Annotated in this window: 11 protein-coding genes, 5 tRNA genes and 1 other RNA gene; 14 read left to right on the forward strand and 3 right to left on the reverse strand. The window is 55.5% G+C overall.

Features of this window, described 5'->3' with window-relative positions; genetic code table 11:
• Positions 1-3: 3 nt before the first annotated feature.
• The 13 genes from tolR (at position 4) to pnuC (ending at position 7,960) form a co-directional block, all read left to right on the forward strand.
• Entirely contained in the window at positions 4-432 is a 429-nt protein-coding gene (gene tolR, locus BWI95_RS12450) for a colicin uptake protein TolR (RefSeq protein ID WP_023478226.1), read from the forward strand.
• A gap of 39 nt (positions 433-471) precedes the next feature.
• Positions 472-1,797, forward strand: a complete 1,326-nt coding sequence (gene tolA / locus BWI95_RS12455; RefSeq protein WP_034811770.1) for a cell envelope integrity protein TolA — start codon at positions 472-474, stop codon at positions 1,795-1,797.
• Between the two features lie 130 nt (positions 1,798-1,927).
• The gene (gene tolB, locus BWI95_RS12460; RefSeq protein WP_023478234.1) at positions 1,928-3,220 is read left to right on the forward strand and encodes a Tol-Pal system beta propeller repeat protein TolB; all 1,293 of its coding nucleotides are present in this window, start codon (positions 1,928-1,930) and stop codon (positions 3,218-3,220) included.
• 30 nt (positions 3,221-3,250) lie between these two features.
• Positions 3,251-3,766 carry a peptidoglycan-associated lipoprotein Pal gene (pal, locus tag BWI95_RS12465; RefSeq protein ID WP_007373922.1) on the forward strand — a complete coding sequence of 172 codons (516 nt, stop codon included), beginning with the start codon at positions 3,251-3,253 and terminating at the stop codon, positions 3,764-3,766.
• Between the two features lie 9 nt (positions 3,767-3,775).
• Positions 3,776-4,537, forward strand: a complete 762-nt coding sequence (gene cpoB, locus BWI95_RS12470; protein WP_054803720.1) for a cell division protein CpoB — start codon at positions 3,776-3,778, stop codon at positions 4,535-4,537.
• Positions 4,538-4,701: 164 nt separating this feature from the next.
• Positions 4,702-4,777 (forward strand) — tRNA-Lys (locus tag BWI95_RS12475).
• Between the two features lie 124 nt (positions 4,778-4,901).
• Positions 4,902-4,977, forward strand: a tRNA-Val gene (locus BWI95_RS12480).
• A 2-nt stretch (positions 4,978-4,979) separates the two neighbouring features.
• A tRNA-Lys gene (locus BWI95_RS12485) sits at positions 4,980-5,055 on the forward strand.
• Between the two features lie 142 nt (positions 5,056-5,197).
• Positions 5,198-5,273, forward strand: a tRNA-Lys gene (locus tag BWI95_RS12490).
• Positions 5,274-5,385: 112 nt separating this feature from the next.
• Positions 5,386-5,461, forward strand: a tRNA-Lys gene (locus BWI95_RS12495).
• A gap of 24 nt (positions 5,462-5,485) precedes the next feature.
• A non-coding RNA gene (locus tag BWI95_RS12500) (RtT sRNA) lies at positions 5,486-5,617 on the forward strand.
• 534 nt (positions 5,618-6,151) lie between these two features.
• Positions 6,152-7,195, forward strand: a complete 1,044-nt coding sequence (gene nadA / locus BWI95_RS12505; protein ID WP_076769565.1) for a quinolinate synthase NadA — start codon at positions 6,152-6,154, stop codon at positions 7,193-7,195.
• Positions 7,196-7,240: 45 nt separating this feature from the next.
• A complete protein-coding gene (pnuC, locus tag BWI95_RS12510; protein WP_076769566.1) occupies positions 7,241-7,960 on the forward strand; it encodes a nicotinamide riboside transporter PnuC in 720 nt (239 codons plus the stop codon).
• On the opposite strand, the gene zitB is transcribed toward pnuC, so the two are convergent.
• Together zitB and BWI95_RS12520 are read right to left on the reverse strand one after the other, a co-directional pair.
• The gene (gene zitB / locus BWI95_RS12515) at positions 7,957-8,889 is read right to left on the reverse strand and encodes a CDF family zinc transporter ZitB (RefSeq protein ID WP_076769567.1); all 933 of its coding nucleotides are present in this window, start codon (positions 8,887-8,889) and stop codon (positions 7,957-7,959) included. The two genes, pnuC and zitB, sit on opposite strands and share 4 nt — an antisense overlap.
• A gap of 115 nt (positions 8,890-9,004) precedes the next feature.
• On the reverse strand, positions 9,005-9,388 hold the full coding sequence (locus BWI95_RS12520; protein ID WP_076769568.1) for a YbgS-like family protein: 384 nt from the start codon (positions 9,386-9,388) through the stop codon (positions 9,005-9,007).
• A 318-nt stretch (positions 9,389-9,706) separates the two neighbouring features.
• On the opposite strand from BWI95_RS12520, the gene aroG reads away from it, so the two are divergent.
• Complete coding sequence (gene aroG / locus BWI95_RS12525) at positions 9,707-10,759, forward strand: 3-deoxy-7-phosphoheptulonate synthase AroG (protein WP_054803718.1); 1,053 nt, start codon at positions 9,707-9,709, stop codon at positions 10,757-10,759.
• 194 nt (positions 10,760-10,953) lie between these two features.
• Here aroG and gpmA read toward each other — a convergent pair whose 3' ends face one another.
• A complete protein-coding gene (gene gpmA / locus BWI95_RS12530; RefSeq protein WP_023479514.1) occupies positions 10,954-11,706 on the reverse strand; it encodes a 2,3-diphosphoglycerate-dependent phosphoglycerate mutase in 753 nt (250 codons plus the stop codon).
• Between the last annotated feature and the right edge of the window lies 1 nt (position 11,707).

The raw sequence follows: 11,707 nt of genomic DNA on the forward strand, positions 1-11,707 counted from the left end.
GCCATGGCCAGATCCCGTGGGCGGAGCAAGCGTGCCCTGAAGTCCGAAATCAATATTGTGCCGCTGCTCGACGTGCTGCTGGTGCTGCTGCTGATCTTTATGGCAACGGCGCCCATCATCACCCAGAGCGTCGAGGTCGATCTGCCGGATGCGACGGATTCTCAGACCGTCAGCACCAATGACGATCCTCCGGTGATTATTGAAGTTTCCGGTGTCGGGCAATACAGCGTGGTGGTAGAGAAAGATCGTATGGATCAGCTACCGCCGGAGCAGGTTATTGCGGAGGCGCAACGTCGCCTGCAATCCAATCCGAAAACCGTGTTCTTAATCGGCGGGGCGAAGGACGTGCCGTACGACGAAATCATTAAAGCGCTGAACCTGTTACATAGCGCGGGTGTGAAATCGGTTGGCTTGATGACGCAGCCTATCTGATCACCGGCTTAACAGGCGGACAGTTTTTGGGAACCGAGAGTGTCAAAGGCAACCGTACAAAACGACAAGCTTAAGCGAGCGATACTCATTTCAGCCGTGCTGCACGTAATTCTGGTGGCGCTGCTGATCTGGAGTTCGTTCGATGAGCATATTGAAGCGTCAGCGGGCGGCGGTGGCGGCTCGTCGATCGACGCCGTAATGGTCGATCCCGGCGCGGTAGTGGAGAACTACAACCGCCAACAGCACCAGCAATCGAGCGCTAAACGCGCGGAAGAGCAGCGTGAAAAACAGGCGCAGCAGCAGGCGGAGGAGATGCGTGAAAAGCAGGCCGCCGAGCAGGAGCGTCTGAAGCAGGTAGAGAAAGAGCGTCTGCAGGCGCAGGAAGCCGCGCGCGAGCAGGCCGAACAGCAGAAGCAGGCAGAAGAGGCAGCAAAGCAGGCGCAACAGCAGCAGAAACAGGCTGAAGAAGCGGCAGCGAAAGCCGCCGCTGATGCGAAAGCCAAAGCGGATGCGCAGGCGAAAGCGGCGGAAGAGGCGGCGAAGAAAGCCGCAGCAGACGCGCAGAAAAAAGCGCAGGCGGATGCAGCCAAAGCCGCCGCCGATGCACAGAAGAAAGCCGAAGCGGAGGCCGCGAAAGCCGCCGCCGACGCACAGAAGAAAGCGGAAGCAGAAGCTGCGAAAGCGGCAGCCGATGCGAAGAAGAAAGCGCAGGCGGAAGCGGCTAAACAGGCTGCTGCTGAAAAAGCCGCAGCCGAGAAGGCCGCCGCAGCTGAAAAAGCTGCCGCTGAGAAGGCCGCTGCCGCAGAGAAAGCAGCAGCGGAGAAGAAAGCCGCTGCAGCGGAAAAAGCGGCAGCCGAGAAGAAAGCGGCTGCGGAAAAAGCCGCCGCTGAGAAGAAAGCTGCTGCCGAGAAGGCCGCCGCCGATAAGAAAGCGGCTGCCAAAAAAGCCGCAGCAGAGAAAGCCGCCGCCGCGGAAGGCGTTGACGATCTGTTTGGCGATCTCAGCTCCGGTAAGAATGCACCGAAAACGGGCGGCGGAGCGAAAGGCAACAATGCAGCGCCGGCGGGTTCGGGTAACACTAAGAACAACGGTGCATCCGGAGCCGATATCAGTAACTACGCAGGGCAGATTAAAACGGCAATTGAGAGCCGCTTCTATGATGCGTCCTCCTACACCGGGAAGACCTGTACGTTACGTATCAAACTGGCTCCTGATGGAACGCTGTTAGATATTCAGTCTGAAGGGGGCGATCCGGCGCTCTGTCAGGCCGCGCTGGCCGCGGCACGACAGGCGAAAATGCCGAAGCCACCAAGTCAGGCTGTGTATGAAGTGTTCAAAAATGCGCCGCTGGACTTCAAACCTTGAGGTACACTTTCCTCGCGATCCCGTGAGGAAAGTATGCGAAGGCGGTTCCAACGCGGGTAGTTTTGTCTTATTGGTTTGTTAAAATTCTGCTAAATTATCGCGGGTTTTTTGCCCGGATAAGGGAGATATGATGAAGCAGGCATTACGTGTTGCATTTGGTTTTTTGATGCTGTGGGCAGCGGTGCTGCATGCAGAAGTACGTATCGAGATCACCCAGGGGGTAGACTCGGCACGCCCGATTGGCGTTGTGCCGTTCCAGTGGGCAGGCCCGGGCGCTGCGCCTGAGGACGCTGGCGGTATCGTTGCGGCGGATCTGCGCAACAGCGGTAAATTCAACCCGCTGGATCGCTCCCGTTTACCGCAGCAGCCGGGTACCGCGCAGGAAGTGCAGCCCGCTGCATGGTCCGCGCTCGGTATTGATGCGGTCATCGTAGGTCAGGTGACACCGAATCCTGATGGCAGCTACAACGTCGCTTACCAGCTGGTCGACACCGGCGGCGCGCCGGGTACCGTGCTGGCGCAAAACTCCTTTAAAGTGAACAAGCAGTGGCTGCGTTATGCTGCCCATGCCGCCAGCGACGAAGTATTCGAAAAGCTGACCGGTATTAAAGGCGCGTTCCGTACCCGTATCGCCTATGTCGTGCAGACTGCGAACACTCAGTTCCCGTATGAACTGCGCGTCTCTGATTACGATGGCTATAACCAGTTCCTCGTCCACAAATCGCCGCAGCCGCTGATGTCCCCGGCCTGGTCCCCGGACGGTTCAAAAGTCGCGTATGTGACGTTTGAGAGCGGTCGTTCCGCGCTGGTTATTCAGACTCTGGCTAACGCCAGCATTCGTCAGGTAGCGTCGTTCCCGCGCCACAACGGCGCACCGGCCTTCTCGCCGGATGGCACCAAGCTGGCGTTTGCCCTGTCAAAAACTGGCAGCCTGAACATCTACGTGATGGACATCGGTTCCGGCCAGATTCGTCAGGTTACCGACGGTCGCAGCAACAACACCGAACCAACCTGGTTCCCGGACAGCCAGAACCTGGCCTTTACCTCTGACCAGGCCGGTCGTCCGCAGGTTTACAAAATCAATATCAACGGCGGCGCAGCGCAGCGTATCTCCTGGCAGGGTTCCCAGAACCAGGATGCGGATGTCAGCAGCGACGGTAAGTTTATGGTGATGGTTAGCTCTGACGGTGGTCAGCAGCACATTGCTAAACAAGATCTGGAAGCGGGTGGCGTGCAAGTTTTGTCGTCAACGTTCCTGGATGAAACGCCAAGTCTGGCACCTAACGGCACTATGGTCATCTACAGCTCTTCTCAGGGGATGGGCTCCGTGCTGAACCTGGTTTCTACAGATGGGCGTTTCAAAGCGCGTATTCCGGCGACTGATGGACAGGTTAAATTCCCTGCCTGGTCTCCGTATCTGTGATAATAAATAAATATTAAAGGAATCAAAGAAATGCAACTGAACAAAGTGCTGAAAGGCCTGATGCTGGCTCTGCCTGTTATGGCAATCGCTGCATGTTCTTCTCACAAGAACAACACCAGCGACCAGAGCGGCGAAGGCATGATGGGTGCCGGCACTGGCATGAACGGTAGCGGTAACATGTCCTCTGAAGAGCAAGCGCGTCTGCAGATGCAGCAGCTGCAGCAGAACAACATCGTTTACTTCGATCTGGACAAGTACGACATCCGTTCTGACTTTGCAGCGATGCTGGATGCTCACGCTAACTTCCTGCGTAGCAACCCGTCCTACAAAGTAACCGTAGAAGGTCATGCTGACGAACGCGGTACCCCGGAGTACAACATCTCCCTGGGCGAACGTCGTGCTAACGCCGTTAAAATGTACCTGCAAGGTAAAGGCGTTTCTGCTGACCAGATCTCCATCGTTTCTTACGGTAAAGAAAAACCTGCAGTACTGGGTCACGACGAAGCGGCTTACGCTAAAAACCGTCGCGCCGTACTGGTTTACTAAGAGAATTGCATGAGCAGTAACTTCAGACATCATCTGTTGAGTCTGTCGTTACTGGTTGGCATAGCGGCCCCCTGGGCCGCTAATGCTCAGGCGCCAATCAGTAGTGTCGGCTCAGGCTCGGTCGAAGACCGCGTCACTCAACTTGAGCGTATTTCCAATGCTCACAGCCAGCTTTTAACCCAACTTCAGCAGCAGCTCTCTGATAATCAGGCCGATATTGACTCCCTGCGCGGGCAGATCCAGGAAAGCCAGTATCAGCTCAATCAGGTCGTTGAACGCCAGCAGCAAATTCTGCAGCAGATCGGCAATCTGAGCAGCGGTGCAGCAGCGCAGGCTCCGGCAGCGGATGCGGGCGCAAATAACGGTGCGGCGGCTTCAGGCGCACCGGTACAAAGCGGCGATGCCAATACCGATTACAACGCGGCTATCGCCCTGGTGCAGGATAAATCCCGCCAGGATGATGCGCTGGCTGCGTTTCAGAACTTCGTTAAAAAGTACCCGGATTCAACCTATGTACCGAACGCTAATTACTGGCTCGGTCAGCTGAATTACAACAAGGGTAAGAAAGACGATGCGGCGTACTACTTCGCATCGGTAGTGAAGAACTTCCCGAAGTCGCCGAAAGCGCCAGACGCGATGTTTAAAGTCGGCGTGATTATGCAAGACAAGGGCGATACTGCGAAAGCCAAAGCGGTTTACCAGCAGGTGGTCAGCAAATACCCTGGTACCGATGGTGCGAAACAGGCGCAAAAACGCCTTGCTTCGATGTAATGCATAGCGCATGACCAGAAAACGCGGTTTTTCTGGTCTTGTCGCATGAATCATAAGCAGTTAAACAGTGCGCGTCGAAATTGTTGTTGCGCTGAGTTCTTAAATCAGTAATATATGCCGCCGTTGCCACGGGATATCTCTTAACCCGGAAGCAGCCCAAAAGTGGGTCGTTAGCTCAGTTGGTAGAGCAGTTGACTTTTAATCAATTGGTCGCAGGTTCGAATCCTGCACGACCCACCACTATTAAGTCTGGTGAAGCGTTTTAACGTGAAGGATAACGTTGCGACAGCAACGGCCCGTAGGGCGAGGCGAAAGCCGAGTCATCCTGCACGACCCACCACTTAGCAGTATCCAGCGCAGTATCGGGTGATTAGCTCAGCTGGGAGAGCACCTCCCTTACAAGGAGGGGGTCGGCGGTTCGATCCCGTCATCACCCACCACCGGGTCGTTAGCTCAGTTGGTAGAGCAGTTGACTTTTAATCAATTGGTCGCAGGTTCGAATCCTGCACGACCCACCAATTTTGATAATTGGTGAAGGTGTCAAACGTGAAGGATAGCGTTGCGTCAGCAACCGCCCGCCGGCGAAAGCCGACTCATCCTAAGCAATTGCCACGCATTACGTGGTTCCAAAGATTTATCTTCGAAGTCGCTACCCTGTATGGGTCGTTAGCTCAGTTGGTAGAGCAGTTGACTTTTAATCAATTGGTCGCAGGTTCGAATCCTGCACGACCCACCAATTTTGATAATTGGTGAAGGTGTCAGACGTGAAGGATAACGTTGCGTCAGCAACGGCGAGGCGAAAGCCGAATCCTCCTGCACGATCCACCACTTCGAAGAATCCCTGCAAAGGGTCGTTAGCTCAGTTGGTAGAGCAGTTGACTTTTAATCAATTGGTCGCAGGTTCGAATCCTGCACGACCCACCAATGTAAAAAAGCGCCCTAAAGGCGCTTTTTTGCTATCTGCCGGTTTCAAAGATTCGAACCTGCGGCAGGTTCGGGTCGAACGTAGTGAGACAACGGAGCCGCTTGCGGCGACGGCCCGAAGGGCGAGCGAAGCGAGTCATCCTGCACGACCCACCAATGTAAAAAAGCGCCCTAAAGGCGCTTTTTTGCTATCTGCGATTTGAAAAATCCGTGCGCTCTTCTTGCCGGATGGCGGCTACGCCTTATCCGGCCTACATCACCTCTCCGCACCCGGTTTTCGTAGGCCTGCTAAGCGCAGCGCCAGCAGGCAATCTGTTTGGACCAGAAAGCACTGCCGGATGGCGGCTACGCCTTATCCGGCCTACAACACCTCTCCGCGCCTGGCTTTCGTAGGCCTGCTAAGCGCAGCGCCAGCAGGCAATCTGTTTTGGACCTGAACGCACTGGCGGATGGCGGCTACGCCTTATCCGGCCTGCAACATCTCTCCGCACCTGGTTTTCGTAGGCCTGCTAAGCGCAGCGCCAGCAGGCAAATATCCACACTATCCATTTCCCACTGCGAATAAATTCACCGCGACAATATCTCTGCGATCGGGTATCTTGTTTAGTATATAAAACATCAGCTGCTTAATAATCTATATCTGGCAGCTGTTGGGGTTATCATGTTAAGCACGCAAAACGAGTGAGCATCATGAGCGTAATGTTTGATCCTGAAGCCGCAATCTATCCCTTTCCTGCCAAACCCGCGCCGCTGAACCCTGCGGAAAAAGCCTTTTATCGCGATAAAATCAAACGCTTGCTTAAAGAGCGTAATGCGGTAATGGTCGCCCACTACTATACCGACCCGGAAATCCAGCAGCTGGCGGAAGAGACCGGCGGCTGCATCTCCGACTCGCTGGAGATGGCGCGCTTTGGGGCGCGACATTCCGCCTCAATGCTACTGGTAGCCGGCGTGCGTTTTATGGGGGAAACGGCGAAAATCCTCAGCCCGGAAAAAACGATCCTGATGCCGACGCTTGAGGCCGAATGCTCGCTCGATCTCGGTTGCCCCATTGAGCCATTCAACGCCTTCTGCGATGCGCACCCGGATCGCACCGTGGTGGTTTATGCCAACACCTCGGCGGCGGTAAAAGCCCGCGCCGACTGGGTAGTCACTTCAAGCATTGCGGTCGAGTTGATTGAGCACCTCGATAGCCTCGGCGAAAAAATTATCTGGGCACCGGATCGTCATCTCGGCAATTACGTCCAGAAACAAACGGGCGCGGACGTACTTTGCTGGCAGGGGGCGTGCATCGTCCATGATGAGTTCAAAACCCAGGCGCTGCGGCGCATGAAGGCGCTCTATCCGGACGCCGCAATACTGGTGCATCCTGAATCGCCGCAAGCGGTGGTAGAGTTAGCCGATGCGGTCGGTTCGACCAGCCAGTTGATCCAGGCCGCAAAAACGCTGCCTCACTCGCAACTGATTGTCGCCACCGACCGCGGGATCTTCTATAAAATGCAGCAGGCTGTGCCGCATAAAGCGCTGATCGAGGCGCCAACGGCTGGCGAAGGAGCGACGTGCCGCAGCTGCGCTCACTGCCCGTGGATGGCGATGAACGGTCTGAAAGCCATTGCCGACGGGCTGGAGCAGGGCGGAACGGCGCATGAGATAGAAGTGGAGGCCAGCCTGCGCGAACGCGCGCTGCTGCCGCTTAACCGCATGCTCGATTTTGCGGCTACACTTCGACCTTAACATTTTCATAGACATCAATGCGTAACACTACGCTCTGGGGAAAGAATGGACTTTTTTAGTACGCAAAACATCCTCGTGCACATTCCGATCGGTGCCGGGGGATATGACCTTTCATGGATTGAAGCCGCAGGCACGCTGGCGGGTTTACTCTGTATCTGGCTCGCCAGCCTTGAGAAAATCAGCAACTACGCTTTTGGTCTGATTAACGTCACGCTCTTCGCCATCATCTTCTTCCAGATTCAGCTCTACGCCAGCCTGCTGCTGCAGCTCTTCTTCTTCGCCGCCAATATCTATGGCTGGTATGCCTGGTCGCGCCAGACCTCGCAAAATGAGGCCGAACTGCAAATACGCTGGTTGCCGCGCAGCAAAGCCCTCGGTTGGCTTGCCGCCTGCGTGGTGGCGATTGGTCTGATGACGCTGTTTATCAACCCGGTCTTCGCCTTCCTGACGCGTATCGCCGTCAACATCATGCAGGCCGTCGGGCTGAACGTGGCGATGCCAACGCTGCAGCCTGATGCTTTCCCGTTCTGGGACTCCTGCATGATGGTGCTCTCTATCGTGGCGATGATCCTGATGACGCGCAAATATGTCGAAAACTGGCTGCTGTGGGTGATTATCAACGTGATAAGCGTGGTGATTTTTGCGCGCCAGGGGGTGTGGGCGATGTCGCTGGAGTATATGATCCTCACCTTTATTGCCCTGAACGGCAGCCGGATGTGGATTAACAGCGCGCGTGAGCGTGGCTCTCGCGCGCTTTCACATTAATGGTGATGTCCGTGGTGGTGATCGGCTGTAACGTCGCCAAGATGGCAGTCTGAGCCGCTACAGGGCTGGTACTCCATCTGCACCGTCGCATGAGCAATCTCATAATGGTGCGCCAGGAAGTGGTGGATCTCGCCGAGCAACTTATCGTGATCGCGCGGCGGGATCACCTGCACATGCAGCGTCATCAGCGGTTTTTCACCCACCTGCCAGACATGCACGTGGTGCACATCGCGGATTTCCGGAATCGCTCGGCGCAAATGGCGCTGTAACGCACCGATATCCAGTGAAGCGGGCACCCCCTCCAGCAACTCATTGACGCTCTCCTTCATCAAGCGCCACGCGCTCTTCAGCACCAGCGCAGAAACCAGCACCGACAGAATCGGGTCGATGGGCGTCCAGTTGGTCACCATGATCACCACTGCCGCAACAATCGCGCCAACGGAGCCAAGCAGATCGCCCAGCACATGCAGCGCAGCGGCGCGCACGTTCAGGTTCTTCTCTTCGCTGCCGCGATGCAGCAGCCAGAAGGAGAGCAGATTTGCCACAAGGCCAGCGATGGCGATAGCCATCATCGTCATTCCGGCAATCGGCTGTGGGTGGCTAAAGCGCAGGATCGCTTCCCAGACAATCCAGATTGTTATCAGCACCAGCGCGAGGGCGTTGATAAAGGCGGCAAGCGTTGTCAGACGTAGCCAGCCGAAGGTACGTTTGGCGCTCGGCGGCTGGCGGGCAAACCACACAGCCAGCAGAGCGAAGAGCAGGGCGGCGGCATCCGTGAGCATATGTCCGGCGTCGGCCAGAAGCGCCAGCGAGCCGGAAATAATCCCGCCCACCACCTCAATAACCATAAAAACAGCGGTGACCATAAAGGCCAGTAGCAGACGGCGGGCATTGGCATCCGATGAGCCATGCGAGTGATCGTGCGCCATGATGGGATCTATCCTTTTGACCGTTGAGAAAACGCCTACATCATTGCAGATTTTGAGTTTTAAGGAATAAAAAAAGGAGAGCCTCAGCTCTCCTTCTTCACTTCAGCATCACGCCTTACTGGGTGGTGCCATCAGTTTTGGTGTTCACTTTGCTGTTATCACCGCTACCAGTTTCAACTTTTTTATTCACGTCCGGGCAACGGCCATCTTTACACATGGTGTTTTTGTGCACTTCCTCTTTGCTCATATGACCAGATTTGTGGTTCATCTGCGTAGAGGTGGAGTTGGTATTCGTGTTGCCGGTGTTGATATTGCTGTTATCAACATTGCCTGGCGCAACGTTTTCTTTCGCGTCAGGCGCAACCTGGCCTGCCTTCGCTGCTGCGTTGGCATCGCCGTTGCTGGAGCTAGAAGAGGATGCGTCAGCTGCATACGCCGCGCCGCCTGCCAGAGTCAGTGTGGTGGTCAGTAAAAGCGTCGCTAATTTATTCATTTTCATCATGATGCTCCTGTGCTGGTCGTCTAATGCCGCGCGGGACGTCGGCAGAATATGCGCGAACCCATCGCACGCTCAGTGGTGAAAGATGCCATACGTGCCATAAGTAGCAGCATGGAATAACGAAAAAATGTAAAACAAAGGTATTTACAGTTAAAAAGTGTAGTCGGGATGTGGCGACTTGCTACTTTTCCCACCACATTACGTGGATTCCAGGAATTATCCGGGCGAAGTGTAAAATCGCGTTTACACTACGGCGCGAGCGAGATAGATTGGTCAGATTGCTTTTCTTCTAAAAAACATGTTCACACTGGAAAGATCATGACTTATCAGAACGACGATTTACGCATCAAAGAGATCAATGAGTTACTCCCTCCTGTCGCGCTGCTTGAAAAATTCCCCGCTACCGAAACCGCTGCCAGAACGGTCTCCCAGGCGCGCCGGGCAATTCATCAAATCCTGCGCGGCAACGACGATCGCCTGTTAGTGGTCATCGGCCCCTGTTCCATTCACGATCCCGTGGCGGCAAAAGAGTATGCTTCGCGCCTGCTGGCACTGCGTGACGAACTGAAGGGCGAACTGGAAATCGTAATGCGCGTCTATTTTGAAAAACCGCGCACCACCGTTGGCTGGAAGGGGTTGATTAACGATCCGCATATGGATAACAGCTTCCGCATCAATGACGGCCTGCGTATTGCGCGCAAACTGCTGCTGGAGATTAACGACAGTGGGCTGCCGGCGGCAGGTGAGTTCCTCGATATGATCACCCCGCAATATATGGCGGATTTGATGAGCTGGGGCGCGATTGGCGCGCGCACGACCGAATCTCAGGTACACCGTGAGCTTGCCTCCGGCCTCTCTTGCCCGGTTGGTTTTAAGAACGGCACCGACGGCACCATTAAAGTAGCGATTGACGCTATCAATGCCGCTGGCGCGCCGCACTGCTTCCTCTCCGTGACCAAATGGGGTCACTCCGCCATCGTCAACACGGCGGGCAACGGCGATTGCCACATTATTCTGCGCGGCGGCAAAGAGCCGAACTACAGCGCGAAGCATGTCGCTGAAGTGAAGGCAGGGCTGGAAAAAGCGGGCTTACCGGCGCAGGTGATGATTGATTTCAGCCATGCGAACTCCAGTAAGCAGTTTAAAAAGCAGATGGACGTGAGCGCCGATGTTTGCCAGCAGATCGCGGGCGGTGACAAGGCGATCATGGGCGTGATGATTGAGAGCCACCTGGTGGAAGGCAACCAGAGCCTTGAGAGCGGCGATGCGTTGGTTTACGGCAAAAGCGTGACCGATGCCTGTATCGGCTGGGAAGATACCGACGCGGTGCTGCGCCAGTTAGCGCAAGCCGTTAAAGCACGCCGCGGTTAACGGGCCCTCTATTTTGTATGCCGGATGGCGGCTACGCCTTATCCGGCCTACGGTAACGAAGCCGCTGAAACCGCGTAGGCCGGATAAGCGTTTACGCGCCATCCGGCAATTTTACGCAGCAAAAAGCCCGGCAGCGCGAAGCATACCGGGCCTGAGAGTTGAAAGCCGGGCATCAACGTGCCCGGCTTTTTTTATTACTTCGCTTTACCCTGGTTTGCTACCGCAGCAGCTTTCGCGGCGATCTCATCCGCGTTACCCAGATAGTAGTGCTTAATCGGTTTGAAGTTTTCGTCGAACTCATACACCAGCGGTACGCCGGTCGGAATGTTCAGTTCGAGGATCGCTTCTTCGCTCATGTTGTCGAGGTATTTCACCAGCGCACGCAGGGAGTTACCGTGTGCGGCAATGATCACGCGCTCACCGCTTTTCAGACGCGGCAGAATGGTTTCATTCCAGTAAGGAATAACGCGATCGATGGTCAGCGCCAGGCTTTCGGTCAGCGGCAGCTCTTGTTCGGTCAGTTTCGCGTAGCGCGGATCGTGGCCCGGGAAACGCTCATCATCTTTGGTCAGTGCCGGCGGGGTAACGGCGAAGCCGCGACGCCACTGTTTAACCTGATCGTCGCCATATTTCTCAGCGGTTTCTGCTTTGTTCAGACCCTGCAGCGCACCGTAGTGACGTTCGTTCAGTTTCCAGCTCTTCTCAACCGGCAACCATGCCTGATCCAGTTCGTCCAGAACGTTCCACAGCGTGTGGATGGCACGTTTCAGCACAGAGGTATAAGCAAAATCAAACGCGTAGCCTTCAGCTTTCAGCAGTTTGCCTGCCGCTTTCGCTTCGCCAACGCCTTTCTCTGACAGATCAACATCGTACCAACCGGTGAAGCGGTTTTCGTTGTTCCACTGGCTTTCGCCATGACGAACCAGAACCAGCTTAGTAACAGCCATA

Origin of the sequence: Kosakonia cowanii JCM 10956 = DSM 18146, from assembly GCF_001975225.1 — a bacterium.
Lineage (GTDB): Bacteria > Pseudomonadota > Gammaproteobacteria > Enterobacterales > Enterobacteriaceae > Kosakonia > Kosakonia cowanii.

What these genes read in the sequence shown, in the direction of transcription:
- BWI95_RS12520 (WP_076769568.1), bottom strand. Translation starts at nt 9,388, where the DNA reads ATGAAAATGAATAAATTAGCGACGCTTTTACTGACCACCACACTGACT.
- cpoB (WP_054803720.1), top strand. Translation starts at nt 3,776, where the DNA reads ATGAGCAGTAACTTCAGACATCATCTGTTGAGTCTGTCGTTACTGGTT.
- gpmA (WP_023479514.1), bottom strand. Translation starts at nt 11,706, where the DNA reads ATGGCTGTTACTAAGCTGGTTCTGGTTCGTCATGGCGAAAGCCAGTGG.
- pal (WP_007373922.1), top strand. Translation starts at nt 3,251, where the DNA reads ATGCAACTGAACAAAGTGCTGAAAGGCCTGATGCTGGCTCTGCCTGTT.
- aroG (WP_054803718.1), top strand. Translation starts at nt 9,707, where the DNA reads ATGACTTATCAGAACGACGATTTACGCATCAAAGAGATCAATGAGTTA.
- pnuC (WP_076769566.1), top strand. Translation starts at nt 7,241, where the DNA reads ATGGACTTTTTTAGTACGCAAAACATCCTCGTGCACATTCCGATCGGT.
- tolB (WP_023478234.1), top strand. Translation starts at nt 1,928, where the DNA reads ATGAAGCAGGCATTACGTGTTGCATTTGGTTTTTTGATGCTGTGGGCA.
- tolR (WP_023478226.1), top strand. Translation starts at nt 4, where the DNA reads ATGGCCAGATCCCGTGGGCGGAGCAAGCGTGCCCTGAAGTCCGAAATC.
- nadA (WP_076769565.1), top strand. Translation starts at nt 6,152, where the DNA reads ATGAGCGTAATGTTTGATCCTGAAGCCGCAATCTATCCCTTTCCTGCC.
- zitB (WP_076769567.1), bottom strand. Translation starts at nt 8,889, where the DNA reads ATGGCGCACGATCACTCGCATGGCTCATCGGATGCCAATGCCCGCCGT.